The organism is Achromobacter semiaridum, assembly GCF_053543755.1.
On sequence record NZ_JBLVOL010000026.1, the window covers coordinates 1 to 23,871 of the forward strand.

Annotated in this window: 19 protein-coding genes and 2 pseudogenes; 11 read left to right on the forward strand and 10 right to left on the reverse strand. The window is 58.8% G+C overall.

The genetic code is table 11. The features are described from left to right. The 3 genes and pseudogenes from ACNPP0_RS08415 to ispD form a co-directional block, all read right to left on the reverse strand. A pseudogene (locus ACNPP0_RS08415) lies at positions 1-614 on the reverse strand (DUF4344 domain-containing metallopeptidase); the annotation flags it as partial. A gap of 127 nt (positions 615-741) precedes the next feature. Then, positions 742-1,233, reverse strand: coding sequence for a 2-C-methyl-D-erythritol 2,4-cyclodiphosphate synthase (gene ispF, locus ACNPP0_RS08420; protein WP_448705605.1), 492 nt, complete (start codon positions 1,231-1,233; stop codon positions 742-744). Beyond that, positions 1,230-1,913 (reverse strand): 2-C-methyl-D-erythritol 4-phosphate cytidylyltransferase, encoded by a 684-nt coding sequence (gene ispD, locus ACNPP0_RS08425; protein WP_104142975.1) that lies wholly within the window; start codon positions 1,911-1,913, stop codon positions 1,230-1,232. Before ispD ends, ispF begins: the two co-directional genes overlap by 4 nt. A gap of 29 nt (positions 1,914-1,942) precedes the next feature. On the opposite strand from ispD, the gene mfd reads away from it, so the two are divergent. From mfd to ACNPP0_RS08480, 11 genes and pseudogenes are all read left to right on the forward strand, one after another. Further along, entirely contained in the window at positions 1,943-5,425 is a 3,483-nt protein-coding gene (gene mfd / locus ACNPP0_RS08430) for a transcription-repair coupling factor (protein WP_448705606.1), read from the forward strand. Positions 5,426-5,449: 24 nt separating this feature from the next. Beyond that, the gene (gene serB / locus ACNPP0_RS08435; RefSeq protein WP_448705607.1) at positions 5,450-6,307 is read left to right on the forward strand and encodes a phosphoserine phosphatase SerB; all 858 of its coding nucleotides are present in this window, start codon (positions 5,450-5,452) and stop codon (positions 6,305-6,307) included. A gap of 12 nt (positions 6,308-6,319) precedes the next feature. Beyond that, positions 6,320-7,350, forward strand: a pseudogene (locus tag ACNPP0_RS08440) (IS3 family transposase). Between the two features lie 1,329 nt (positions 7,351-8,679). Beyond that, positions 8,680-9,393 carry a fatty acid desaturase gene (locus tag ACNPP0_RS08445; RefSeq protein WP_527892390.1) on the forward strand — a complete coding sequence of 238 codons (714 nt, stop codon included), beginning with the start codon at positions 8,680-8,682 and terminating at the stop codon, positions 9,391-9,393. A 258-nt stretch (positions 9,394-9,651) separates the two neighbouring features. Then, positions 9,652-10,482 carry a ferritin gene (locus ACNPP0_RS08450; protein ID WP_448705609.1) on the forward strand — a complete coding sequence of 277 codons (831 nt, stop codon included), beginning with the start codon at positions 9,652-9,654 and terminating at the stop codon, positions 10,480-10,482. After that, on the forward strand, positions 10,483-11,352 hold the full coding sequence (locus tag ACNPP0_RS08455; protein WP_448705610.1) for a class I SAM-dependent methyltransferase: 870 nt from the start codon (positions 10,483-10,485) through the stop codon (positions 11,350-11,352). Then, a complete protein-coding gene (locus tag ACNPP0_RS08460) occupies positions 11,349-11,804 on the forward strand; it encodes an acyl-CoA thioesterase (RefSeq protein ID WP_448705611.1) in 456 nt (151 codons plus the stop codon). The genes ACNPP0_RS08455 and ACNPP0_RS08460 overlap by 4 nt, the downstream gene beginning before the upstream one ends. Continuing rightward, positions 11,805-12,065 carry an acyl carrier protein gene (locus tag ACNPP0_RS08465; RefSeq protein ID WP_448705612.1) on the forward strand — a complete coding sequence of 87 codons (261 nt, stop codon included), beginning with the start codon at positions 11,805-11,807 and terminating at the stop codon, positions 12,063-12,065. Between the two features lie 11 nt (positions 12,066-12,076). Then, entirely contained in the window at positions 12,077-13,000 is a 924-nt protein-coding gene (locus tag ACNPP0_RS08470; protein WP_448705613.1) for an acyl-CoA desaturase, read from the forward strand. Further along, positions 12,994-13,875, forward strand: coding sequence for an alpha/beta hydrolase (locus ACNPP0_RS08475; protein ID WP_448705614.1), 882 nt, complete (start codon positions 12,994-12,996; stop codon positions 13,873-13,875). The genes ACNPP0_RS08470 and ACNPP0_RS08475 overlap by 7 nt, the downstream gene beginning before the upstream one ends. Positions 13,876-13,949: 74 nt before the next feature. Beyond that, positions 13,950-14,858 (forward strand): patatin-like phospholipase family protein, encoded by a 909-nt coding sequence (locus ACNPP0_RS08480; protein WP_448705615.1) that lies wholly within the window; start codon positions 13,950-13,952, stop codon positions 14,856-14,858. Between the two features lie 105 nt (positions 14,859-14,963). Here the strand turns inward: ACNPP0_RS08480 and ACNPP0_RS08485 are convergent, their stop codons facing one another. The 7 genes from ACNPP0_RS08485 to ACNPP0_RS08515 all read right to left on the reverse strand — a co-directional run bounded on the left by ACNPP0_RS08485 (position 14,964) and on the right by ACNPP0_RS08515 (position 23,864). Next, positions 14,964-17,240, reverse strand: coding sequence for a TonB-dependent receptor (locus ACNPP0_RS08485; protein ID WP_448705616.1), 2,277 nt, complete (start codon positions 17,238-17,240; stop codon positions 14,964-14,966). 260 nt (positions 17,241-17,500) lie between these two features. Further along, positions 17,501-17,830 (reverse strand): DUF2818 family protein, encoded by a 330-nt coding sequence (locus tag ACNPP0_RS08490; RefSeq protein ID WP_448705617.1) that lies wholly within the window; start codon positions 17,828-17,830, stop codon positions 17,501-17,503. Positions 17,831-17,843: 13 nt separating this feature from the next. Beyond that, a complete protein-coding gene (nuoN, locus tag ACNPP0_RS08495; RefSeq protein ID WP_448705618.1) occupies positions 17,844-19,328 on the reverse strand; it encodes an NADH-quinone oxidoreductase subunit NuoN in 1,485 nt (494 codons plus the stop codon). A gap of 9 nt (positions 19,329-19,337) precedes the next feature. Next, the gene (locus ACNPP0_RS08500) at positions 19,338-20,840 is read right to left on the reverse strand and encodes an NADH-quinone oxidoreductase subunit M (RefSeq protein WP_046802545.1); all 1,503 of its coding nucleotides are present in this window, start codon (positions 20,838-20,840) and stop codon (positions 19,338-19,340) included. Next, positions 20,837-22,885: an NADH-quinone oxidoreductase subunit L gene (gene nuoL / locus ACNPP0_RS08505; RefSeq protein ID WP_448705619.1), complete on the reverse strand. Its 2,049-nt coding sequence runs from the start codon at positions 22,883-22,885 to the stop codon at positions 20,837-20,839. The genes ACNPP0_RS08500 and nuoL overlap by 4 nt, the downstream gene beginning before the upstream one ends. 17 nt (positions 22,886-22,902) lie before the next feature. Then, a complete protein-coding gene (nuoK, locus tag ACNPP0_RS08510) occupies positions 22,903-23,211 on the reverse strand; it encodes an NADH-quinone oxidoreductase subunit NuoK (RefSeq protein WP_006217969.1) in 309 nt (102 codons plus the stop codon). Further along, complete coding sequence (locus tag ACNPP0_RS08515; RefSeq protein WP_120154225.1) at positions 23,208-23,864, reverse strand: NADH-quinone oxidoreductase subunit J; 657 nt, start codon at positions 23,862-23,864, stop codon at positions 23,208-23,210. The genes nuoK and ACNPP0_RS08515 overlap by 4 nt, the downstream gene beginning before the upstream one ends. Positions 23,865-23,871: the final 7 nt, after the last annotated feature.

Sequence of the window (23,871 nt, forward strand, 5' to 3'; positions counted from 1 at the left end):
GCGGCCGGCGGCTGCTTGGATCCTTGATTGGTGGTGATGGAAAAATCCGCGATGCCGAACGTGCCGACGTCGTACGCCATGATGCCGATGTCGGCGCCCAGCGCGGACACGTCCGCCACGTCGCCGATCTTCTGGCCATTCACGATAAAGCGCGCGGCGCCCGGCACTTCGACCACCTTGATGCGGTCCGACCCATCCAGCTTGGCGACATTCGGGACAGAGCCGAAATCACGGCGGTTCTGGCCTTCCAGGCAGAACAGCTTCGTGTTTTTATCGGCCATGATTTCAAGCAGGCACAGGCTCTTGGTGGCGCGGTTGTTCATCACAACGCCGATGGATGCCTTGGGATTCTGCGAATTGACGACCACATTGACGTCGGTGATGCGGCCGGCTTCCGGCGCGGGGCCTGCCGTGACGTACAGCGTTTGCTCGCTGCCGGGCGTGCCTTTGTTCTGCAAGGTGAACCAGCCGTCTTGCAAGCCCGCCGTCCAACCCTGCAACAGCTGCTGTCGGACCCCGCCAGCCAGCGGACCCAACTGCTGTTCAAATTCCGCGTGCGCGGGCGCACATACTGCGGCAAGGGCTAAAAGCAGGGCTGCGCCACGTAGATGCATCCGAATATCTCATGTGATCCGATTTAAGTAGCGCGCAGAATATTCCGAATCATATGGACCCGCTTATTTATTTGTTAAAGATGTATGCCAAAGTAAATGAAGCCCCCGCAAGGGGCCGGCGCACGCCTCAACTGTCGACACGCGCCAACACGGCGACGACGGTGGCCGCGATGCCTTCCTTGCGGCCCAAGTAGCCCAGGCCCTCGTTGGTCTTGGCCTTGATGTTCACGTCGGCCTCGGCCAGGCCCGTGTCAGCGGCAATGTTCCGCACCATGGCCGGTGCGTGCGGGCCGATCTTGGGAGCCTGCGCGTGCAAAGTCGCATCGATGTTGACGGGCGCCCAGCCCGCTGCGCGCACACGCGCCATGGCTTCGCGCAGCAGCACGCGGCTGTCCGCGCCCTTGAAGGCCGGGTCCGTATCCGGGAAATGCCGGCCGAGATCGCCAAGCCCGGCGGCGCCCAGCAGCGCGTCGGTGATGGCGTGCAACAGCACGTCCGCATCGGAATGGCCCAGCAGGCCGTGCGTGTGCGGGATCGTCACGCCGCCGATGATCAGCGGCCGGCCGGCCACCAGGGCGTGCACGTCAAAGCCCTGCCCGACGCGAAAAGGAATGCTCATAGCCATTTTTCCATCAGTTCAAAATCGTCCGGCCAGGTCACCTTGAAGTTGCGCAGGGCACCGGGGACCAGCAACGGCGCATAGCCGGCGGCCTCCAGGGCCGAGGCCTCGTCGGTGACCGTGACGCCATTCACAGAGGCCGCCGTGAGCGCATCGCGCAGCACGCCGGCCCGAAACATTTGGGGGGTCTGCGCCAGCCACAGCCCATTGCGATCCAGCGTGCGTTCGACCCGGTCGCGACCGCCCTTGACGGTGTCGGCCACCGGTAACGCCAGCAAGCCGCCCACGGGGTCCGCCAGGCAGGCGTCGATCAGGCGGCGCAAGGCGGCCTGGGGTAGCCCGGGCCGCGCCGCATCGTGCACCAGCACCCACGTGTCGTCGGCCACGCCGCTTTCGGCCAAGGCGCCTGCCACGGTGTCGGCTCGGGTGGCCCCCCCGCAGGCCCGCCAGACCGTGCGAGGCAGGCCAGCCAGCGCCGCGTCGACCCAGCCGTCGCCGGGCGTCACGGCCACGCGCACCTGCGATACGCGCTCATCGGCCAGCAGCGCACTCACCGCATGGCGCAACATGGGCTGTCCGGCCAATGGACGGTATTGCTTGGGAACGGGTTCGACGCCGGGCTGGCTGGCGCGGGCGCCAACGCCCGCTGCGGGAACGATCGCAATGATTGAGTCAGACATGGTGCGGTGATTTTATAATCTTCCGCTTGATGCCTGCTTCCACCCTGATGCCCACCGCCACTTCCCCCGTCACCGCCGCGCCGCCCGTCCCCGCGACCGCCCCTACTTTGTCCGCGCTGAAACCCGGCGCGCGCTATGCGCAGCCCCGGCCGCCCGGCTCCGGCGACGCCTGGTTGCTGGCGGATCTGGCCCGGCAGGCGCAGGCGCCGTTAGTCATCCTGACGGCCGAACCGGTAGAGGCCCAGCGGCTGGCCGAAGAAATCCAGCTGTTTGCCCCTGACCTGCGCGTGCGCCAGCTGCCCGACTGGGAAACGCTGCCCTACGACGCCTTTTCGCCCCACCAGGACTTGATTTCGCAGCGCTTGCATACCCTGCATTCGCTGATGATGAAGACGGTGGACGTGCTGACCGTGCCGATCACCACGGCGCTGTATCGGCTGGCCCCGCCCTCGTTTCTGGCGGCCTACACGTTTTCGTTCAAGCAGAAAGACAAGCTGAACGAAGCCGCCTTGCGCGCGCAGCTGACGCTGGCCAACTACAACCACGTCACCCAGGTCACGGCACCGGGCGAATTCTGCCTGCGTGGCGGGCTGATCGACCTGTTCCCGATGGGGTCGGTCGTGCCCTACCGGCTGGACCTGTTCGATGACGAAATCGAAACCATCCGCAGCTTCGACGTGGACACGCAGCGCAGCCTGTACCCCGTGCGGGAAGTGCAGCTGCTGCCCGGGCGCGAATTCCCGATGGACGAAGACTCGCGAACCCGCTTTCGCGCGCGCTTCCGTGAAGTGTTCGAAGGCGACCCGTCGCGCGCCCTGCCCTACAAGGACATCGGCAACGGCATCCCGTTCGCCGGCGTCGAATACTACCTGCCGCTGTTCTTCGAAGAAACCGCCACGCTGTTCGACTACCTGACCACGGGCACGGTCACCGTGACCGTCGGCGATATCGATGACGCCATCCAGCGCTTCAACCAGGACACGTCCAGCCGCTACGGCTTCTTGAAAAGCGATCGCGAGCGCCCCGTCCTGCCGCCTTCGGCCCTGTTCCTGGATAGCGAAACGCTGTACACGCGCTTGAAGGAATTCCGCCGCCTGTCGTTGACCGCGGGTGACACGCACCCGGACTTTCGCGCCGTGCCCGATGTCAGCGTGGCGCGCCGTTCCGACGACCCCATCGCCAAACTTCGTGCCCTGGTGCAAACGCGTCAGACCCGGGTGCTGCTGTGCGCGGACTCCGCCGGTCGGCGCGAGACGCTGGTGCAGATGCTGAACGAGTTCGGCGTCACGCCCGATGCGCAGCCCGACACCATCGAAGCCTTTCTGGCGTCCGACGCCAACTTCGGCATCGTGGCCGCGCCGCTGGCCACGGGTTTTGGCCTGCCCCAGGCCAATCTGGCCTTCCTGACCGAAAACGACCTGTACCCGGGCCACGCGGGCACCGGGCGCCGAGGCAAGCGCGACCAGGAACGGGCCAGCAACGTCGAAGCCATGGTGCGCGACCTGTCCGAACTGCGCGCCGGCGACCCCGTCGTCCACGCCCAGCACGGCATCGGCCGCTATCACGGCCTGGTCAACATGGACATGGGCGAAGGCGAGATGGAATTCCTGCATCTTGAATACGCCAACGGCAGCACGCTGTACGTGCCCGTATCGCAGTTGCACGTGATCGCCCGCTACAGCGGTGCGGACCCCGATGCCGCGCCGTTGCACCAGCTGGGTTCGGGCCAGTGGGACAAGGCCCGCCGCAAGGCCGCCAAGCAGGTGCGCGACACGGCCGCCGAGCTGCTGGCGCTGTATGCGCAGCGCGCCGCGCGCGAGGGCTTTGCGTTCAACTTGCCGCTGAACGACTATCAGGCCTTCGCCGAAGGCTTCGGCTTTGAAGAAACCGTGGACCAGGCCGCCGCCATCGAAGCCGTGATTGCCGACATGACCTCCGGCCGCCCGATGGACCGGCTGGTGTGCGGCGACGTCGGTTTCGGCAAAACGGAAGTTGCCTTGCGCGCCGCCTTCCTGGCCGTGGCCAACGGCAAGCAGGTCGCCCTGCTCTGCCCGACCACGCTGCTGGCCGAACAGCACGCGCAGACGTTTTCCGACCGCTTCGCCGATTGGCCGGTGCGCGTCGTCGAGCTGTCGCGTTTCCGTTCCGCCAAGGAAGTGGCGGCCGCCGTCGAAGGCATCAACGACGGCCGCGTCGACATCGTGATCGGCACGCACAAGATCCTGTCCAAGGACGTGAAGTTCAAACGCCTGGGCCTGGTCATCATCGACGAAGAACACCGTTTTGGCGTGCGCCAGAAAGAAGCGCTGAAGGCGCTGCGGGCCGAAGTCGACGTGCTGACGCTGACCGCAACGCCGATTCCGCGCACGCTGGGCATGTCGCTGGAGGGCATCCGGGATTTCTCCGTGATCGCCACCGCGCCGCAAAAGCGCCTGGCCATCAAGACGTTCGTGCGCCGCGAAGACGGCAGCACGCTGCGCGAAGCGCTGCTGCGCGAGCTCAAGCGCGGCGGCCAGTGCTACTTCCTGCATAACGAAGTCGAGACCATCCACAACCGGCGCGCCCGGCTGGAAGAACTGGTGCCCGAAGCACGCATCGCGGTCGCGCACGGGCAGATGCCCGAGCGCGAGCTGGAACAGGTGATGAAGGGGTTCTATCAGCAGCGCTACAACGTGCTGCTGTGCACCACCATCATCGAAACAGGCATTGACGTGCCCAGCGCCAACACCATCGTCATCCACCGCGCCGACCGCTTCGGCTTGGCGCAGCTGCATCAGCTGCGTGGGCGCGTGGGCCGTTCGCACCATCAGGCGTATGCCTACCTGCTGACGCCGGGCGAAGACGCCATTACCAGCAATGCCAAGAAGCGCCTGGAGGCCATTCAGGCGATGGAAGAGCTGGGGTCCGGCTTCTACCTGGCCATGCACGACCTGGAAATCCGAGGCACCGGCGAAGTGCTGGGCGATTCGCAATCGGGCAACATCCAGGAAGTGGGCTTCTCGATGTACAACGAGATGCTCAACGAAGCCGTGAGGGCGCTGCGCGCGGGCGAAGAGCCCGACCTGGACGCGCCGTTCAACCTGGCTTGCGAAGTCAACCTGCACGCCCCGGCCCTGCTGCCGTCCGACTATTGCGCCGACGTGCATGCGCGCCTGGGCATCTACAAGCGCCTGGCCCACGCGGCCGATGAAGACGACCTGATCCACATCCAGGAAGAACTGATCGACCGCTTCGGCAAGCTGCCCGAAGCCGCACAGACGCTGCTGACGACGCATCGCCTGCGTCTGGCGGCGCAACCGCTGGGCATCGTCAAAATCGACGCCAGTGAAACGCAGGCGCTGATCCAGTTCGGCCCCAAGACCAGTGTGGACCCCGCGCGCATCATTGAACTGGTGCAGCGCCAACGCAACATCAAACTGGCAGGACAGGATAAATTGCGCGTTGAGATCAAAGCCGCGCAAATCCCCGCCCGTTCAGACGCCATTCGCGCCGTGTTGCGTGCCTTGAAGTAATTCCCCGGACCCTTCCTTTTTCTTATGACCACCCATCACTTAGTCGTCCAATCCCCCGGCCTGACCGTCGAACACGCGGAACAGCTGGCCGCTTTGGCCCAGGCCCAGGGCGTAGCGCGCATCAGCAACACCGCCGCGCGGCTGCTGGACGTGCAGCACGATGCGCTGACCCGCGCCGAAGTGGTGGCCTGGGCCGACCGCAACAGCGTTGACGTGGCCTTCGTGCCCGCCGGGCTGAAACTGTCGCAGTGCAAGGTGCTGGCGATGGACATGGATTCCACGCTGATCAATATCGAATGCATCGACGAGATCGCCGGCGTGGTCGGCGTCAAAGACAAGGTGTCGGAAATTACCGAAGCCGCCATGCGCGGCGAAATCAAGGACTTCGCGGAAAGCCTGCGCCGCCGCGTCGCGCTGCTCAAGGGCGTGCCGGCCGAAGCGCTGGAACAGGTCTATGTGGAAAAGCTGCGCCTGAATCCGGGCGCCGAACGCCTGGTTTCCACCGCGCAAGCCGCGGGCATCAAGGTGCTGCTGGTCTCGGGCGGCTTCACCTTCTTCACCGATCGCCTGCGCGAACGCTTGAACCTGGACAGCTCGCACGCCAACACGCTGGAAATCGACAACGGGGTGCTGACGGGCCACGTGCTGGGCGACATCCTGGACGCCCAGGCCAAGGCCGTCTACCTGCGCGAATTCGCGCGCACGCACGGCGCCACCCAAGACCAGATCATCGCCATCGGCGACGGCGCGAACGACCTGCTGATGCTGGGCGCCGCGGGCTTCCCGGTGGCCTATCACGCCAAGCCGGTCGTGCGCGAGCAGACGCGCTTTGCCTTAAATGTCACGGGGCTGGATGGGGTGTTGAACTGGTTTGAAAGCTGATCGCAGGCCGAACTGGGAACGGCCGTACCCGAGGCCTGCCGCAAGATGGGCGTGAGCGAAGCCACCTTCTACAACTGGAAGAAGAAATTCGGCGGGACTCAAGCGCTTGGTCGCGGGCCTGTCGTCGGACAAGGCTATGTTGCAGGACGTTCTGGCAAAAAAGCTCTGAAAGCCTTCGCGGCGCCGCGTACTCGTGGATGATCTGATGAAGCGCTACGGCGTCGGCGTGACCAAGGCATGCACCGTAGTCATGATTTCCAGGTCGTTGTATCGCTACGAATCGTGTCGACGCGACAGTGGCGCGCTGGTCATGCGAATCCACGAGATAGCGCATACGCGGGTTCGCTACGGATACCGGCGTGTACACGTGATGCTGCGCCGCCAAGGCTATCGAGACAATCACAAACGAGTCTACCGTTTGTATCGAGACCAAGGCTTGTCCTTGCGGCACAAGCGCCCAAGCGCAGTAAGTCGGCGCAACGTCGCCAACCCAAAGCGGTCGCGCAAGCCATCAATGACATCTGGAGAACGGACTTCGTCATGGACCAATTGTTCGATCGTCGCCCCTGCGTTAGCTGACACCCTGGTCGACAATTACACTAGGGAGTGTCTGGCCATCGACATTGGGCAAAACCTGCGGGGTCACGATGTAGTGGCGACGCTGGCGCGTATGCGCACTGCGCGGCTTGCCGCCAATCATCAAAACCGATAACGGCAGCGAGTTCACCTCCAAAGCCATGGACAAATGGGCATACGAAAACGGGGTGGAAATCGACTTCAGCTGGACCGGTGAGCCAACGGACAATGCACAGTGCGAATCCTGCAATGGCCGCTTCCGTCAGGAATGCCTGAACCGCCACTGGTTCTTATCATTTGCCGACGCCAAGTAGAAAATCGACGCTTGGCGGACCTACTATTACGAGGTTCGTCCCCACTCCGCGCTGAAGTGGCAGGCACCTGCTGAATACACGCGCCAGCACTTGGCCAGCGGCCAAAGTACCAACCTCAATGAGCCGGAAATCTCTACTTCTGATCCGGACTAATTCGGGGTTAGGGTCACTTGCGGCAAACATATCGACGCAAAATCGCGGGCATGAGGTGCCAGGCCAGCGACTGCTCCGTCCGGACCATTCGAGTTTGACAACACTAATGTGAGTCCTTTAGCTCACAGCGAAATTCTGCCGCAGTGAGTGAAACAAGAGCAGACTCAATCTACCAACGCTCGAGAATCTGTACACCCACACTCTAGGCACGACGCGAGCAACGTATCCCCCGGATACTCCATGTCACTTTGACACGACCTGCCCGGCAAGCGGAATACATTTCTCAAACGAGTCGGGCCACGGAACCACTGCAAATAACAGCAGAGCCTCCGCGCGCAGGGCATTAGCGCTTCCGGCGAACAGCCAGCTGCGGTGATCGACCATCGCAGCATCAACGGAAAATGCCACATTTACTTGCTAGGACCAGTTGTAGCGACGACTGCCAGTCGAGCCTGGTAAACCTACAACGGCCAAATACCACCGGAGTTGGCCCATCTCGGCCCGTCGTCCGCCCTACTTTCTGCCCCAAAACCTGCCAACCTGCCGCGCCACCGTCGAGACGGAATTTGCTGCGCGACTTTGTGCTGCGCCTGATATGACCGCCTTCGCTCTACGGCCTGTCATGAGCAAGCGCAACATTCGAGGCGCCTGAACGATAACGACTCTCGAAAATTCGGTGCTTGAACTCGCCCAAGTTGCCTTAATAGTCGGGACCACGTCCGTCATGCAAGTATCAAAATGCATCGAAACGCCTTTTGTGAATATCAGCTTGTAGGCACTCAGCATGGTTTTGTGGAGAAGAACAGGCAAGTCTATGGAATTTCTTTAGGAGCGCCGATGCACAGCCTCCAACTCACGAATGCGCCATACTAAAAATATCAGATTTTTAAGACTTATCAGATTTACTACGTAAGTATCTAGTCGATATCATTACGTTATCAATCCAGTTCAAAACGCGTCAATCCAAAATTGGACAAATAGAAGTCCGACGATTGAGCAAAAAACACGTGCGATCAGGAATTTCGAGCCAAACGCCGCAATATTTTGAGCAGCATCCACGCAGCAAGCGTGCGGAACCTTGGACCATCTTGGACAAATATGAATACCCTTGCGTCGCCAGACACAATCTGTCAATTTGACAAAAATATATACACCCTAAGCCGCTGGCAACATATACGGCGTTGTTCATACTTCACGCTAGTTGGCTTTCTTTCAATCTACGGCACAGCGATAACAATACCGCTCTTGTGGAGGAATCCATATGACGCGCTGTACGTCCTGCCCATCGCCATATTGGGAGCCGCGTTCGGAGTCAATACGGCATGTCATATGTACTTCACACATAGAACATTTCGCACTGGACAGAAATTCAGAGGCTTGCTCGCTCTGCTCGGAACTCTAGTCTGTCAAGACCCAATAATTCTCTGGGCAGCAAATCACGTCCGTCACCATAGATACGTCGACATTCCGCACAAGGACCCCCATACGCCGCTGCAATTTGGCCAATTCTGGATAATTAAATGGACAGCGGGGCTATGGTGGGCATCAATCGGCTGGAAGTTCTCGAAGATAGTTTCATCTAAATCTAATTTCCCTAACGATCTGAAAAATGACAAGATGGTTTCGTGGTTTGACCGACATTTTTCCAGTGTATCGCTGGCCGGCCTCTGGCTCCCGTATGCAATTGGGTTCGCATACGGCGGCGCCGACACCGCTCTCAAATATTTCGCATACTTCGGAGGTTTTCGAGTCTTCGTTGGATATTTTATTACGGAATTTGTTATCAACGGACTGTGCCACACGATAGGAAGCAATAAGTTTCGCGCTGCCGGCCACGCAAAGAATCTGAGTTGGCTATCCCCTTTGACCTTCGGCGCGACCCTGCACCATAACCACCATGCGTTTCCTGATGCCCTTTCTCCCGCGATCGATGGGGAGATCGATACGATGAATATTTTCTATAAGCCATTGGAAAATTTTAAGATTATCAGCACCCCGCACACTCCGAGCGCAGCCGAAATAGAGAGCAAACGATTGACCTAAGAGAGTTGCATGGGCGGCTACACGCACAGCGCTTTGTCGGCACAACTCTATATAAGCGATAAAAAAGTATGTTTTGCATATGCTCGCAACAGTCTATAGAAGACATATTAAACAGGCAGCTTGAAGCGCCTCTTCCTTTTTCAGAGATGATTGACCTCTACACATCTTGCCGGATGGGGTGCGGCTCATGCATTCCCATCTTGAAAGCGACGACACAAACGAATAATGTCTTCTTCGAAGAACCGAGAAGGACCGATCATGTTATACCCAGAGCTTTTCGATAGACTCGAGCGCGCTCGTTGGAATATGCATTCCGATATCCCATGGCATAAATTCGACGCTCGAAAAATATCCGACCGTCAACTCCATGGGATAAAAATGAACGCGATCCTCGAATGGTCTTCAATGCCGACCACGGAGATGTTTCTACGTGACAACCCGAATGACGTTGATTTCTGCGCATTTATATCGATCTGGTTCTACGAGGAACAAAAGCACAGCCTGGTTCTTTTGGAGTATCTACGGAGATTCGCTCCAGAGTATTTACCAAGCGAATCGGAGCTAGCGGCTGTTAGATTCGATTTCGATCCTGCGCCCGCTCTGGATAGTTTGGCGCTCCATTTTTGTGGAGAGGTTAGACTAAACCTTTGGTATAAGTGTGCACGCGATCATCACTCCGAGCCAGTAATAAAAAAAATTTACGAAATTTTGAGCAATGACGAAGCCAGACACGCTCGATCATATTACGAATATATGCGGAGAGCGTTATCGTCAAGCAACATCATCGCCCGAGACTGTTTTTCAAAAATTGGCGTATTGATGACTAACTCTCGAGTCAACAAAGCAATGCACCCCACAAACCTGCACGTGAACAAGAAGCTTTATCCAGCAGATACCGTAAACGGCCGATTGCCCGATCCAGAGTGGTTGTCGATATGGCTCAACAAGGAAATTGACTTCAATGAAGACTGGGAGCGACGCGTGGAACAAGGAATCTTGGGTAATTACTCAAGCCTCTTTGGAGCCGACTTTAAGGATCCCCGCGCATTGCGCAACTATCGGAATTCTCAAATCAAGACAAGCGCTTAAATGGCTACAAAAAACGATATTTCATACCATTATGATGCCGGCTCAGATTTTTTTTTGGAGTTTCTTGATCGCACACACCGGGCATATAGTTGCGCTGTTTGGAACGGCGCCCGCTCTTTGGAAGAGGCACAATCGGCAAAGCTCGCACGGTTGGCCGGCTACGCCGGTGTAAAGGAGGGATCGCGACTTCTGGATATTGGCTGTGGATGGGGCGGAATGATGAAGTATGCGGTGGACTTCTTAGGTGCTCGTCGGGCATCCGGCATCACATTGAGCCAAGATCAATATGATTTCGTTAAATCACTTAATCGAGATGAAATAGACCCCATATTGACTTCTTGGGAAGACTTCGTGACGGAGGAGCGTTTCGATTCATTGGTATCCGTAGGGGCTTTTGAACATTTCGCTTCGCTCGAAGACAGATTTAATGATCGCCACCGAAGTGTCTATCGCAAATTCTTTGAGTGGTGCCGTTCGGTGTCCACAGATGACGCGCAATTGGGACTTCAAACGATCGTGACGTCCCGCTCACCAAAAACGTTAGATGAAATACGCGACACTCGCTATTTGCTAAAACACGTATTTCCCGGATCGGCCCTGCCAACCGTTAGCGACATCCTAGCGGGATGTCAGGACAAGTATGAAATTACCGAATTTAAAAAAATCGGCTTTGATTATGCAAGAACCTTAAACGAGTGGAAGAGAAGATTAACAAGAAATGAGAGTCAGATTAAAGCAAAGTTCGGAGCCGATATATACATTCATTATGTGCGCTACTTCGATGCCGCCGAACGGGCGTTTCAGAACGGAATCGTCAGTCTTGTTCAATTGACTATGGCACCCACTTTGCGTCCGCGTGGGCTCCAATGATTGACCAGTTCGCGAGTTCAGCAAACCATGACGCAAAAGTATCTCGTATTTTCTTACCGAAGCCTTACGAAGTAGATTTCACTGGATTTCTCAGCAACACAGTCGCCCCTCGGTGGATGGAAGACCTGCGAGTTGAATTGATGAGAGTTCTCTTCCCAGCTTTCGCGCATGGGCTACCGGCAAACCTGTCTGTAATATCCGAATCCACCATTAAGTACCTGCGGCCGGTACGCTATGGCGACAGCATTATAGGAAACTGTTGGATCCAATCCGTATCGCATATTCAATGGACGCTCGTTTTTCAGTTTATTAACCAGAACCATTCGGAGGATAGTATTTATTCTAAACAAATTGGGGCCTTCATCAACCCAAAAACCTTCATGCCTGCACGAATACCCAAGCAACTTTTAAAAGAAATCAAAAATTTACTCCCCAGCAGCGGAAACAACTAAATGCCCAAAGAAAAAATTGCGGCGGCAGTAATTGCCCTTGCAGAACTTAGCCTTGGAAAGAATCCACATGAATTGACTTTAGAAAAATCACTTCGCAGGGATCTAGGTGTGGACTCTCTCGATAGCCTCGAGCTGGTAATGCGAATTGAGGATGAGTTTAACGTCCAGTTTGACGGAGAGGTCGCTTCAAAGATAGACACACTAGGGGATTTGGTGTCGTACATTACTGCCGCCCAAACCCCTCAAACCACAAACATCTGAGCGGAGGAACGATGCGTAATACCGGCGTCCAAAAAGGCGAGCGCTTGTCCATAGTAAAAGCCAGAGTGTGGCTGATTCATATAGCATGCATCGGGGCTTTCTTTGTCCCTGTGAGTTGGCTTATCGCAGCTCTTGCGTTGGTCGCCTACTTTTTTCGTGTCTTCGTTTGGGAAGCCGGTTCTCATCGTTATTTTTCACACCGTTCTTACAAGACGTCTAGGCTCTTCCAGCTGCTTCTTGCAATTCTGGCGGCCGCTGGCGCGCAGCGGGGCCCAATATGGTGGGCCTCGAAGCACAGGACCCATCATAGATTTTCTGACCAACCCGAAGACCCTCATTCGCCCGTACAAAGGGGATTCTGGTTTGCACACATGGGATGGGTCATCGACCAAGCGAGTCTTGACACGGACTTAGATGCCGCTAAAGACCTCTCCAAATATCCTGAGCTCGTATGGGTTAACAAGTATCATTATTTATTTCCATATATTTCCCTAGCGGCCACGTTCTGCGTAGGCGAATATACCGACTTATTAGGTAGCGAGGGCATGGGCTTTACTGCAGCAATATGGATTTTTGTTATCCCTACTGTTCTCTCACTCCACGCGACATTTTCGATTAACACGCTTGTACACAACAGGTCTGTTGGAATTTTTAACAGGCGACGCTTTCACACAAACGACTCAACTACAAATTCAGTGCTTCTTGCGCTTCCCACTCTTGGAGCCTCTTGGCACAACAATCACCATCGATACATGAGCGCGGCAAAAGCTGGATTTTATTGGTGGGAACTGGATCTCACGTATATCGGTTTGAAGTTATTGGAACGTCTACGGATTGTATGGGATCTTAGGCCGGTTCCTACTTCGATATTAGCAGAAGGACGGCAATACAAAAAAACCCCGAAAAGTGAAAATAAACGGAGAACAACATGCTAACTGAGGAAAGCTTGAGATCAAGCCCCTTCGGCATCAGATGCTATGTATACATTCTTCGAAGCTGTTTCGTTGCATTGGGAAAATTGTCTCCCAGACTCGCCGGACGCGTCGCGTTGAATGTATTCCTTCGCCCTCCAAGAATACGGGCGAGCAAGTGGGAGCGCGAGTTCGCCGAAAAAGGAGTACCGCACAACCTTTACATTGGCGAAAAGAAAATACGCCTGCTTGAGCATGGCAAGGGAGATAAAAAGGCTCTCCTGGTTCATGGCTGGGGAAGCCGGGGTACTCATCTAGGAAGCTTTGCAATAGCTCTAATGCACGAAGGTTATACCGTGTATTCTTTGGACGGACCGGCCCATGGTGAGTCATCAGGCAAGACCACAGATATGTTCGATTTCGCAGAATCCATTGTCGAGGCCAATCGATTTATTGGAAACGCCGACACAGTAATTTCCCATTCCTTTGGCGCTGGCTGTACATTGCTTGCGACTGCCAAGCTTGGTTTGCCGAAATCAAATTTAATACTCATAAGTTGCTTTTCCGATGCCATATATATCACAGAGCAGTTTGCGAAGTTCTTTCGAATATCACAGTCCTCTATAGAACAAATGCGTCTGCATTTGCAGAATAAGTTTAAAAATTCGTGGACTTGGCAGTCTCTTGCGCCAGAGAGGCTTATCGCCGATGTACCCGGCTCAGTGCTTATCATTCACGACTCTGACGACTTGGAAGTACCTATAGATCATGCAATATTACTGGCCAGGCGATCCCGCGATTCGAGGCTGCACTCAACAAGTAAACAGGGCCATAGAAAAATTCTTCGCGATCGTTCTGCAGTAGACGCGGCCGTAAAATTCTTAAGGGATTGTGGTTAGGCCGGCGTACATCCAGTTAGTTCAGCGGCCGCTGTCCCGATCGCGGCTACAGACATATTTTTATCCTTATTCCCTTGAGCGCAGCTTCCATTAGATCACTCACTCCTATCGAACTTCGACAGTTCGACATTAAAACCGCGCTCTTCCCTGGAGGCGGCAATCGCTGCTGGTGGCAGGCGGGACTGATCAAAACCTTATGCGAAGGCATGGCTTGGAAGCCAGTCCGATTAGTCGGCATAAGTGCTGGCGCGGGGATTGCCACGGCCTACGCGTGCGATCGAATAGAGCACGCATTGCATTATGCAATTGAGCAATTTCGCTCTACGTTACGCAACCTCGAGTGGCGGCGAGCTGTGTTGCTACAGCGCCCTTTCGTGTTGCCGGAGATATATCAACGTTGGATAGATAGCTTTTTGGATGCGGGTAGCCTCGGACTGATTAAGGCAACAGGACTTCAGGTCCAGATAGGCATTACGCGCCCTATTCCCTATATCCCCTTTAGCGCGTCTGCCGCTTTAGCACTCTTGTTATATGCAAGTGAGAAGCTGTGGCGTAAGGGCCTGTACGGAAAATTGCCACACCGCATGGGTTTTCGCCACCAGTATTTTGATGTAGCAACAGCTTCGGATGTGAATGAAGCTCGCTTGTGGCTCCTCGCGTCCGCTGCCGCAACTCCGATAACGCCGGCCTATCATGTTGGCGGGCGCCCCGCGCTGGATGGCGGCTTCTACAGTGATGTTCCTCTACTGCATAACACCGAGAGGCTCCAAGACACGCTGGTGCTGTTGACGCGCCATAAAGCCCACCTGCCTCAGGCCTTTATGCACAACGACATCACCTACATCCAGCCGCGTAGTCAAGTTCCCGCTTCCAACTTCGACTGCACAAATCCAAATAGCGTGCACATGACTTACGAGCAGGGCCTGTTAGAGGCAAGGCAGCTTGTCCGCTGTAGCGGCCACCATAGGGGATCGCCGACCTGAGGTGCTGTCGCGCGCCCCGACGCTCAAGACGAGTTCCCTACGGTGCTTGCCCCCCTGAAGGAAGCCACCTGCCGGTGGCTGTCTTTATCGAACCTTCAGTTCAGGTCAGTACCTGACCTTCAGCGTCAGCAACGCCGCGCGCCCCGTACCCAGCGCCGCATAATGCGCCGCGTAGGCCTTGGTGTAGTACGTTTCGTCGAACAGGTTCAGCACGTTCAGTTGCGCCGAGTAGTGTTCGTTGAATTCGTAGGCCGCCATGGCGTCAAAGCGCCAGTACGACGGCACCCAGCGCGCCTTGGGCGTGCCGTCCGCGTTGCGGGTGGCATCCGAATTGCCGTAGACCTTGTCCACGTAATAGGCGCCGCCGCCCACCGTCAGCTTGGGCAGCACCTTGTAGGTGGTCCACAGGCTGAAGGCATTGCGCGGGGTGTTGGGCAGGTCCTGGCCGACGGCGCCGCTGTTGTAGGCCCCCTTGGTCATTTCGCTGTCCATGAAGGTATAGCCGCCGAACACGTTCCACTTGGGCGTGATGTTGCCCGAGAAGCCCAGTTCGATGCCGCGCACCTTGGCCTCGCCCACTTGCGCGACTTCGGTGGCCGACACGGCCACGCTGGTGTTCTTGCGGGTGTCGTGGAAAGCGGCTGCCGACAAGGTCAGGCGATCGTCGAAAACCTGCCACTTGGTGCCCACTTCCACCGTGCGGCTCTTTTCGGGTTCAAGCGACGAATTGCTGATCGACGTGGCATCGCTGATCGCGCCGGCCGCGATGGCCGAGGGCGTGGACGAGGTGCCGTAGGTGGCGTAGATGGTGCCGTTGGGCACCGGTTTGTACGCCAGGCCGACCTGATAGTTGAACAGGCTGTCGTCGCGGCTGGTGCTGTAGAACGCCGGGGTGCCGGCCGGGTCGTTGCGGCCGGCGGCGATGTTGCTGCCGCTGGTGCGGTAGTTGTCCCAGCGCGCGCCCAGGCTGGCTTGCCACTGCTCGTTGAACTTGATGGTGTCGAAGCCGTACAGGGCCAGCGTGTCGGTGTTGTAACGGGCGGGGTTGTTGTTGCGGTTCAGCTTGCCCGGATAGTTGGTGCCCGGGTCCGGGTCCCACAACGACGCGCACAAAGCGGGGTTGGCGTAGGTGTTGCGGCCGTTGGTGGTCGCGGTAACGCAGTTGCTGCCGCCGGCGGGCACGCCCGACTCGGTGTAGCCGTCTTTGTTCTGCTTGATGTTGCTGTATTCGAAGCCCAGGTCGAACGAATGCTTGAGGCTGCCGGTCTCGAATTCGCCGGTCAGGTCGGTCTGGTTGGCGAAGCTCTTGGTGACGTAGTAACCCGACTTCAAGGCGCGATACACCAGGCCATTGGGCACGTTAAGTTTGCTGTCGTCCGGGTTGGTGGCGGCGAAGTCCGTCGTGCCGCGGCCATAGCGGGTCACGTTGCGCAGTTGCAGCTTGTCGGAAAAGTCATGCTGGAAGTCCACGGTGGCCACGTCGTCGCGTGTCTTCATGAAGTCGCGCCCGGTCAGGCCGTAAAACGACTTGCGGCTGACTCCCATGGTCTCCGTCACCGGCTGCCCCGTCTTGGGGTCATACGGGATGGAGTAGTCCGGCATGCTGTCGTCTTGATAGTGGTAGTAGCTCAGCGTGATGCGCGTCGGCGTACCCACGCCCAGCATCAACGAGGGCGCCACGCCCCAACGTTCGAAATCCACGGCATTGTCGCGGCCGGCCACATCGCCCTTGTTGCCCATCACGTTCAAGCGAAACGCGGCCTTGTCGGCCAGGCGCCAGTTGCTGTCGATGGTGCCGCGATAGTTGTTGTCGGTGCCGATCTGCGCGGTGGCTTCGGTGAAGTCCGTTGCCTTGGGCGCCTTGCTGACCATGTTGATGCTGCCGCCCGCGCCGCCCCGGCCCGAATACACCGAGTCCGGGCCCTTGATGACTTCCACCTGTTCCAGGTTGAAGGTGTCGCGCACCTGCGTGCTGCTGTCGCGAATGCCGTCCAGGAACAGGCTACCCGCCGAGTTCTGCCCCCGGATGATCGGCAAGTCGCCGCCCGGACGGCCGCCTTCGCCGGCGCCAAACGTAATGCCGGGTGAATTGCGCAGCACATCTTGCAGCGTCGATGCGGCCTGGTCCTGGATGACCTGCTTGGGCACCACCTGCACCGTGCGCGGCGTGTCGAGCAGCGGCGCGGTCATCTTGGGCGACGGCACGGTGCTGGTCTGGTACGAAGACCCTTCGCCCTCCACCCGAACCGGCGAAAGCTGCGTCACGCCGGAATCCGCGGACTGGGCGGCGGCGTAGGGGCTGATAAACAGGGCGGGCGCCGCAATGGCCGCGGCAAGCGAGGTAGCGAGCGTATTCAGCGAATACGAATCTTGGGGCTTCAAACCAGCTTCTCCAGAATGTGAATAGCAACGATTCTTATTTTTTTACCGGTTGCGATTTTGATCCTGGACGCTGAATGACACCTGAATGAAAGCCGGGTAGCGCACGAAAAGATGAAAAAACAACAGTGCGTCACATGGGGGGACACGGTCGGCGCCGCCCGCCATGGCCCCGCCATGCGTCGCCACCCAAAGTGTGGTGCGTTTCAAGCGCCCAAAAGAAAAACGCCCCGCAGGGCGTTTTCAGGGCACTGGCGGGGCTTTTACACCCGCAGGCGAGGGTGGCGCTTGAATAGATAGCGGTACACGAAGCCCGGGTAGGCCAGTACCAGGTACAGGCTAAGGGTAATCGCGTAGAACTCCCACGTCTGGGCAAAACGATTGCCCAGCGTGGACTCGAAAGCGAAACCCAAGGCGCCAACCAGCACGTAGAACACCAGCACTTCCACCAGGCGCATCCAGAACGGCTTGACCGTCACCGCCCCGCCCTGCTTGAAGGGCAAGACGGCGAACACGCGTTCCGTCAGGAACGGCAGGTTGGCGCTGACCAGCGCCAGCGCGATCAACAGCCATACCGCCAGCGTCTGGTTCACGGCCGGGGTCCGTTTACAGGCTGAGCGACGAACGAATCGCCTGCACGCACAGCGCCATCAGACCACCGGGCAACAGGCCCAACAGCAGCATCATGGCGCCGTTGATGGACAGCAGACCGCGCTGGCCAACCGTGGCGACGATCGGGGCAACATCAGCCACCGGCTCGTCGAAGTACACGACCTTGACGACACGCAGGTAGTAGAACGCGCCGATCAGCGAGAACAGCACCGCCACCACGGCCAGCGTCACGTGGCCGGCGCTGATCAGCGCTTGCAACACGGCCAGCTTGGCGTAGAAGCCCACCAGCGGCGGAATGCCGGCCAGCGAGAACATCAGCAGCAGCACGATGAAAGCATGCCACGGGCTGCGGCGGTTCAGGCCTTTCAGGTCGTCGATGTGCTCGCACTCGAAACCTTGGCGCGACAGCAGCAGCACGATGCCGAAGCTGGCCAGCGTGGTCAGGACGTAGGTCAGCATGTAGAACAGCGACGCGCCATAGGCGGCGGACGACAGTTCCGGCTTGCCCGCCACCGAACCCGACATCAGGCCCAGGAGCACGAAGCCCATGTGCGAAATGGTCGAGTAAGCCAGCATGCGCTTGAAGTTGGTTTGCACGATGGCGGTCAGGTTACCGATGGCCAGCGACAGCACCGCCAGGATCATCAGCATCGGCTGCCAGTCGGCGGCCAGCCCATGCAGGCCGTCCACCAGCAGGCGCAGCGTGATGGCAAAGGCGGCCAGCTTGGGTGCGCCGCCCAGGATCAGCGTGACGGCGGTCGGCGAACCTTGGTAGACGTCCGGCACCCACATGTGGAACGGCACGGCGCCCAGCTTGAAGGCCAGGCCCGACACCAGGAACACGATGCCGAACACCAGCGCCATCTTCTCGGCCTTGCCGGCGGCGATGACCTTGGACACTTCGGCCAGGTCCAGGTGACCCGTGGCGCCGTAGACCATCGACATGCCGTACAGCAGGAAGCCCGATGCCAGCGCGCCCAGCACGAAGTACTTCATGGCGGCTTCGGTGGCCACGACGTCGTCGCGGCGCAGTGCGATCAGCGCGTACAGCGCCAGCGACATCAGTTCCAGGCCCAGGTAAATGGAAATCAGGTTCCCGGAGGAAATCATGACCATCTGGCCCAGCAGCGCGAACAACGTCAGGACGTAGAGCTCGCCGCCCTTGAGCATGTCACGCACTTGGGCGTAGACACGACCGTACACCAGCGTGGCGCCCACGGCGATGTAGGAGGCGATCTTCAGCAGGTGCGACAGTTCGTCGGTGACGTACAGGCCGTTGAAGGTTGCGCCCGTCACGCCGTTCTTCCATTGCACGGCCGACACAACGGTCAGCACGCCCAATACCAGCATGGTCAGCAGGAACGTCGGCTTGCGCTCGGGGTGATTGCTGACCGCGTCGACGAGCAGGATAGCCAGGCCGGAAACCAGCAGAAGGATTTCCGGCGCCGCCAGGGCGAAATCGATTTGGGATTGCATCATTGTCTTGTCTTACAGTTTCGAGACGGCAACGTGTTGCAGCAGGGCCTCGACCGACACGTGCATGACGTCGGTAAAGGGCTTGGGATAGATCCCCATGTACAACACGGCGATCGCCATCACGCCAAGAATCACAAATTCGCGGCGGTTGATATCGGTCAGCTCGCGGACGTGGTCATTGGCGATGTCGCCCAGGACCACACGCTTGACCATCCACAGCGAATACGAAGCACCCAGGATCAGGGCGGTAGCCGCCAACAGGCCGATCCAGAAGTTGTGCTCGACGGCGCCCATGATCACCATGAACTCGCCGACGAAACCGCTGGTGGCCGGCAGGCCGCTGTTGGCCATCGAGAACAGGATGAAGAACGTCGCGAAGCGCGGCATCACGTTGACCACGCCGCCGTAATCGGCGATGCGGCGCGAGTGCATGCGGTCATAGAGCACGCCGATACACATGAACATGGCGCCCGACACGAAGCCGTGGGAAATCATCTGCACGATGGCGCCTTCGACGCCGGCCGTGTTGAAGATGAAGAAGCCCAGCGTCACGAAACCCATGTGGGCGACGGACGAATAAGCCACCAGCTTCTTCATGTCTTCCTGGATGATCGCGACCAGGCCGATGTAGATCACCGCGATGAGCGACAGCGTGATCATCAAGCCCGCCAGGCTGTGCGAGGCGTCAGGCGTGATCGGCAGCGAGAAGCGCAGGAAGCCATAGGCGCCCAGCTTCAGCATGATCGCGGCCAGCACGATGGAGCCGCCCGTGGGCGCTTCCACGTGAGCGTCCGGCAACCACGTGTGCACCGGCCACATCGGCACCTTCACCGCGAACGCCGCCAGCAGCGCCACGAAGATCAGGATCTGCGGGGTCTGGCCAAGCTTGACCTGGTGCCAGGTCAGGATGTCGAACGAACCGCCCGATGCGTGCCACAGGTAGATGAACGCGATCAGGGTCAGCAGCGAACCCATCAGCGTGTACAGGAAGAACTTGAACGCCGCATACACGCGGTTCGGTCCGCCCCAGACGCCGATGATGATGTACATCGGGATCAGCGTGGCTTCGAAGAACACGTAGAACAGCATGCCGTCCAGCGCGGCGAACACGCCCACCATCAGACCCGACAGGATCAGGAAGGCGGCCATGTACTGCGACACGCGGCTGGTGATGACTTCCCAGCCGGCCAGCACCACGATGATGGTGATGAACGCGGTCAGGAGGACAAACCACAACGAAATGCCGTCGATGCCCAGGTGGTAATTGACGTTGAAAGCTTCGATCCACGAGGCCTTTTCCACGAACTGCATGGCGGCCGTGGTGTTGTCAAAACCGGTGTAGAGCGGAATCGTGACGAGGAAGCCGGCAAAGGCGCCGACCAGCGACAGGCCGCGCGTCAGACCGGGACGGTCGTCACGGCCCACCGCCAGCACCAGCAGGCCGAATACGATCGGGACAAAGATCGCAAGCGTGAGCCAGGGGAAAGTGTTGGATGCCATCTCGCTTGCCATCATTGGGGAATCAGCACAAAGAAAGTCACCAGCGCCATGATGCCGATGATCATCGCGAACGCGTAGTGATAGATGAAGCCGGATTGCAGGTGGCGGCTGACCGCTGCCACCCAACCCACGACGCGGGCGCTACCGTTGACCAGCAGGCCATCGATGATGCCGCGGTCGCCGGTATTCCACAGGCCACGGCCCAGGGCGCGCAGGCCGCGAGCGATGATCTGCTCGTTGACCCAATCCACGTAGTACTTGTTTTCAAGCACCTTGTTGACGCCGGACAGGCTGGACTTGATCGCGGCCGGAACCTTGGGATTGATCAGGTAGCAGTACCAGGCAATGACGAAACCGGCAACGACCAGCCAGAACGGCAGCGTCTGGAACGCATGCAGGCCATAGGCGACCCAGCCGTGCCATTCTTCTTGCAGTTCGTGCATGGCCGGATGCTGCGGCAGCACCGTGATCACGCCGTTGAAGAACTTGCCGAACAGCATCGGATCAACCGCCCAGGCGCCAACCAGCACCGACGGAATCGCCAGCAGGATCAGCGGCAGCGTCACCACCCAGGGCGACTCATGCGGCTTGCCGCCATGATGGCCGTGGCCGTGGTCATCGTGACCGTGACCGTGGTCGTCATGGGCATGGTCGTCGTGGCCGTGGCCGTGACCGTGGTCGGTGGTGTCAAAGCGTTCTTTGCCGTGGAAGACCAGGAAGTACACGCGGAACGAGTACAGCGACGTCACGAACACACCGATCAGCACGGCGTAGTACGCGAAGCTTGCGCCCCAGACGTTGGCGTGGCCGGCGGCTTCGATGATGTTCTCCTTCGAGTAGAAACCCGAGAAGAACGGCGTGCCGACCAGGGCCAGCGTGCCCAGCAGGAAGGTGATCCAGGTGATGGGCATGTACTTGCGCAGGCCGCCCATGTTGCGGATGTCCTGGTCGTGGTGCATGCCGATGATGACCGAACCGGCGCCCAGGAACAGCAGTGCCTTGAAGAACGCGTGGGTCATCAGGTGGAAAATGGCCACCGAGTAGGCCGAGGCGCCCAGCGCGACGGTCATGTAGCCCAGCTGCGACAGCGTGGAATACGCAACGACGCGCTTGATGTCCGTCTGGATGATGCCCAGGATGCCCAGGAACAGCGCGCCGATCGCGCCGATCACGATGATGAACGACAGCGCCACGTCCGACAGCTCGAACAGGGGCGAGAAGCGCGCCACCATGAAGATACCGGCCGTCACCATGGTGGCGGCGTGGATCAGCGCGGAGATCGGGGTCGGGCCTTCCATCGAGTCGGGCAGCCAGGCGTGCAGCGGAACCTGGGCCGATTTGCCCATGGCGCCGATGAACAGGCAGATACACGCCACCGTCAGCAGCATCCAGTCAGAACCCGGCAGGGTCATCGTGGCCAGCTTGTCGGCTTGGGCGAAGACGTCGCCGTAGTGCATCGTGCCGGCGTACGCGAACAACAGGCCGATACCCAGCACGAAGCCGAAGTCGCCGACGCGGTTGATCAGGAATGCCTTCATGTTGGCGAAGATGGCCGTCGGGCGGGTGTACCAGAAACCGATCAGCAGGTACGACACCAGGCCCACCGCTTCCCAGCCGAAGAACAGCTGCACCATGTTGTTCGACATCACCAGCATCAGCATGGAGAACGTGAACAGCGAGATATACGAGAAGAAGCGCTGGTAGCCGGGATCATCGGCCATGTAGCCGATGGTGTAGATGTGCACCATCAGCGACACGGACGTGACCACGACCATCATCATGGCCGACAGCGGATCGATCAGGAAGCCGATTTCCAGCTTGGTCTGGCCGATCAGGCTCCAGGTGTAGACCGCGCCGTCAAAGCGCAGGCCGTTGAGCACGTCGCCCAACACCACCACCGAACCGATGGCGGAGATGAGTACGCCAAGAATGGTGATGACGTGCGACGCGCGGCGGCCGATGGGACGGCCCAGGAAGCCGGTGCCGAAAAGGCCCGCGAGAATTGCTCCGGCCAGCGGTGCCAGCGCGATGAGCAAGTAGAGATTGGGTGAGCTAGACATTTTCTTCCAATACCCCGTCAGCCCTTCAGGCGATCGAGTTCGTCAACGTTGATCGTGTTCAGGTTGCGGAACAGCAGCACCAAAATGGCCAGGCCGATCGCCGCTTCAGCGGCGGCCACGGTCAGGATGAAGAACACGAACACCTGGCCGGCGGTATCGCCGAACCAGCTAGAGAACGCCACGAAGTTCATGTTGACGGCCAGGAGCACGAGCTCGATGGACATCAAGAGAATGATCAGGTTGCGGCGGTTCAGGAAGATGCCGAAGATCCCGATGGCGAACAGGATCGCCCCAAGGATCAGATAGTGAGCCAGCGTCAGCGTCATTGTTTTTCTCCTTCGGGCGCAGCGGCGGCGGCGGACGTTCCGTCACGCTTGGCCTGGGCACGCTCGCTTTGGGCGGGCATGTTGACCATGCGGAAGCGGTCCTTCGAACGGACGCGCACGGCGGCTACCGGATCGTTGTACTTCACGTCGCGGCGGCGGCGCAGGGTCAGCGCAATCGCGGCGACCATACCCACCAGCAGCAGCGCGGCGCCCACTTCAATGGCGTAGACATACTGCGTGTACATGACTTCGCCAAGCGCGCGAGCGTTGTTGTAGTCGCCGGCAACCGGGGCTTGCGGACCCGAACCGTACCAGGTGGAACCCAGCACGAAGGACATTTCCAGCACCAGCACCAGACCGATCACCAGGCCCAGCGGCAGGTAGGTCTTCATGCCCTGGCGCATGGTGTCCATGCGAATGTCCAGCATCATCACGACGAACAGGAAGAGCACCATCACGGCGCCCACGTAAACCAGGACCAGCAGCAACGCCAGGAACTCGGCGCCCAGCAGCATCCACAGCATGGCTGCGTTGGAGAATGCCAGGATCAGGTGAAGTACGGCGGTGACCGGGCTGCGCGCGGTGATCACGCGGAACGCCGCGATCACCAGCACGGCGGCCAGTATGTAGAAAAGGACAGTGGTAAAAGTCATGGATCAG

Bases quoted from the DNA above. Each gene is read 5' to 3' on its own strand.
- ACNPP0_RS08460 (WP_448705611.1), top strand. From the start codon at position 11,349: ATGATTGACCAGTTCGCGAGTTCAGCAAACCATGACGCAAAAGTATCT.
- ACNPP0_RS08500 (WP_046802545.1), bottom strand. From the start codon at position 20,840: ATGATGGCAAGCGAGATGGCATCCAACACTTTCCCCTGGCTCACGCTT.
- ACNPP0_RS08450 (WP_448705609.1), top strand. From the start codon at position 9,652: ATGTTATACCCAGAGCTTTTCGATAGACTCGAGCGCGCTCGTTGGAAT.
- serB (WP_448705607.1), top strand. From the start codon at position 5,450: ATGACCACCCATCACTTAGTCGTCCAATCCCCCGGCCTGACCGTCGAA.
- nuoN (WP_448705618.1), bottom strand. From the start codon at position 19,328: ATGATGCAATCCCAAATCGATTTCGCCCTGGCGGCGCCGGAAATCCTT.
- ACNPP0_RS08470 (WP_448705613.1), top strand. From the start codon at position 12,077: ATGCGTAATACCGGCGTCCAAAAAGGCGAGCGCTTGTCCATAGTAAAA.
- ispF (WP_448705605.1), bottom strand. From the start codon at position 1,233: ATGAGCATTCCTTTTCGCGTCGGGCAGGGCTTTGACGTGCACGCCCTG.
- ACNPP0_RS08445 (WP_527892390.1), top strand. From the start codon at position 8,680: ATGTACTTCACACATAGAACATTTCGCACTGGACAGAAATTCAGAGGC.
- ACNPP0_RS08455 (WP_448705610.1), top strand. From the start codon at position 10,483: ATGGCTACAAAAAACGATATTTCATACCATTATGATGCCGGCTCAGAT.
- ispD (WP_104142975.1), bottom strand. From the start codon at position 1,913: ATGTCTGACTCAATCATTGCGATCGTTCCCGCAGCGGGCGTTGGCGCC.
- nuoL (WP_448705619.1), bottom strand. From the start codon at position 22,885: ATGTCTAGCTCACCCAATCTCTACTTGCTCATCGCGCTGGCACCGCTG.
- nuoK (WP_006217969.1), bottom strand. From the start codon at position 23,211: ATGACGCTGACGCTGGCTCACTATCTGATCCTTGGGGCGATCCTGTTC.
- ACNPP0_RS08475 (WP_448705614.1), top strand. From the start codon at position 12,994: ATGCTAACTGAGGAAAGCTTGAGATCAAGCCCCTTCGGCATCAGATGC.
- ACNPP0_RS08515 (WP_120154225.1), bottom strand. From the start codon at position 23,864: ATGACTTTTACCACTGTCCTTTTCTACATACTGGCCGCCGTGCTGGTG.
- mfd (WP_448705606.1), top strand. From the start codon at position 1,943: ATGCCTGCTTCCACCCTGATGCCCACCGCCACTTCCCCCGTCACCGCC.
- ACNPP0_RS08465 (WP_448705612.1), top strand. From the start codon at position 11,805: ATGCCCAAAGAAAAAATTGCGGCGGCAGTAATTGCCCTTGCAGAACTT.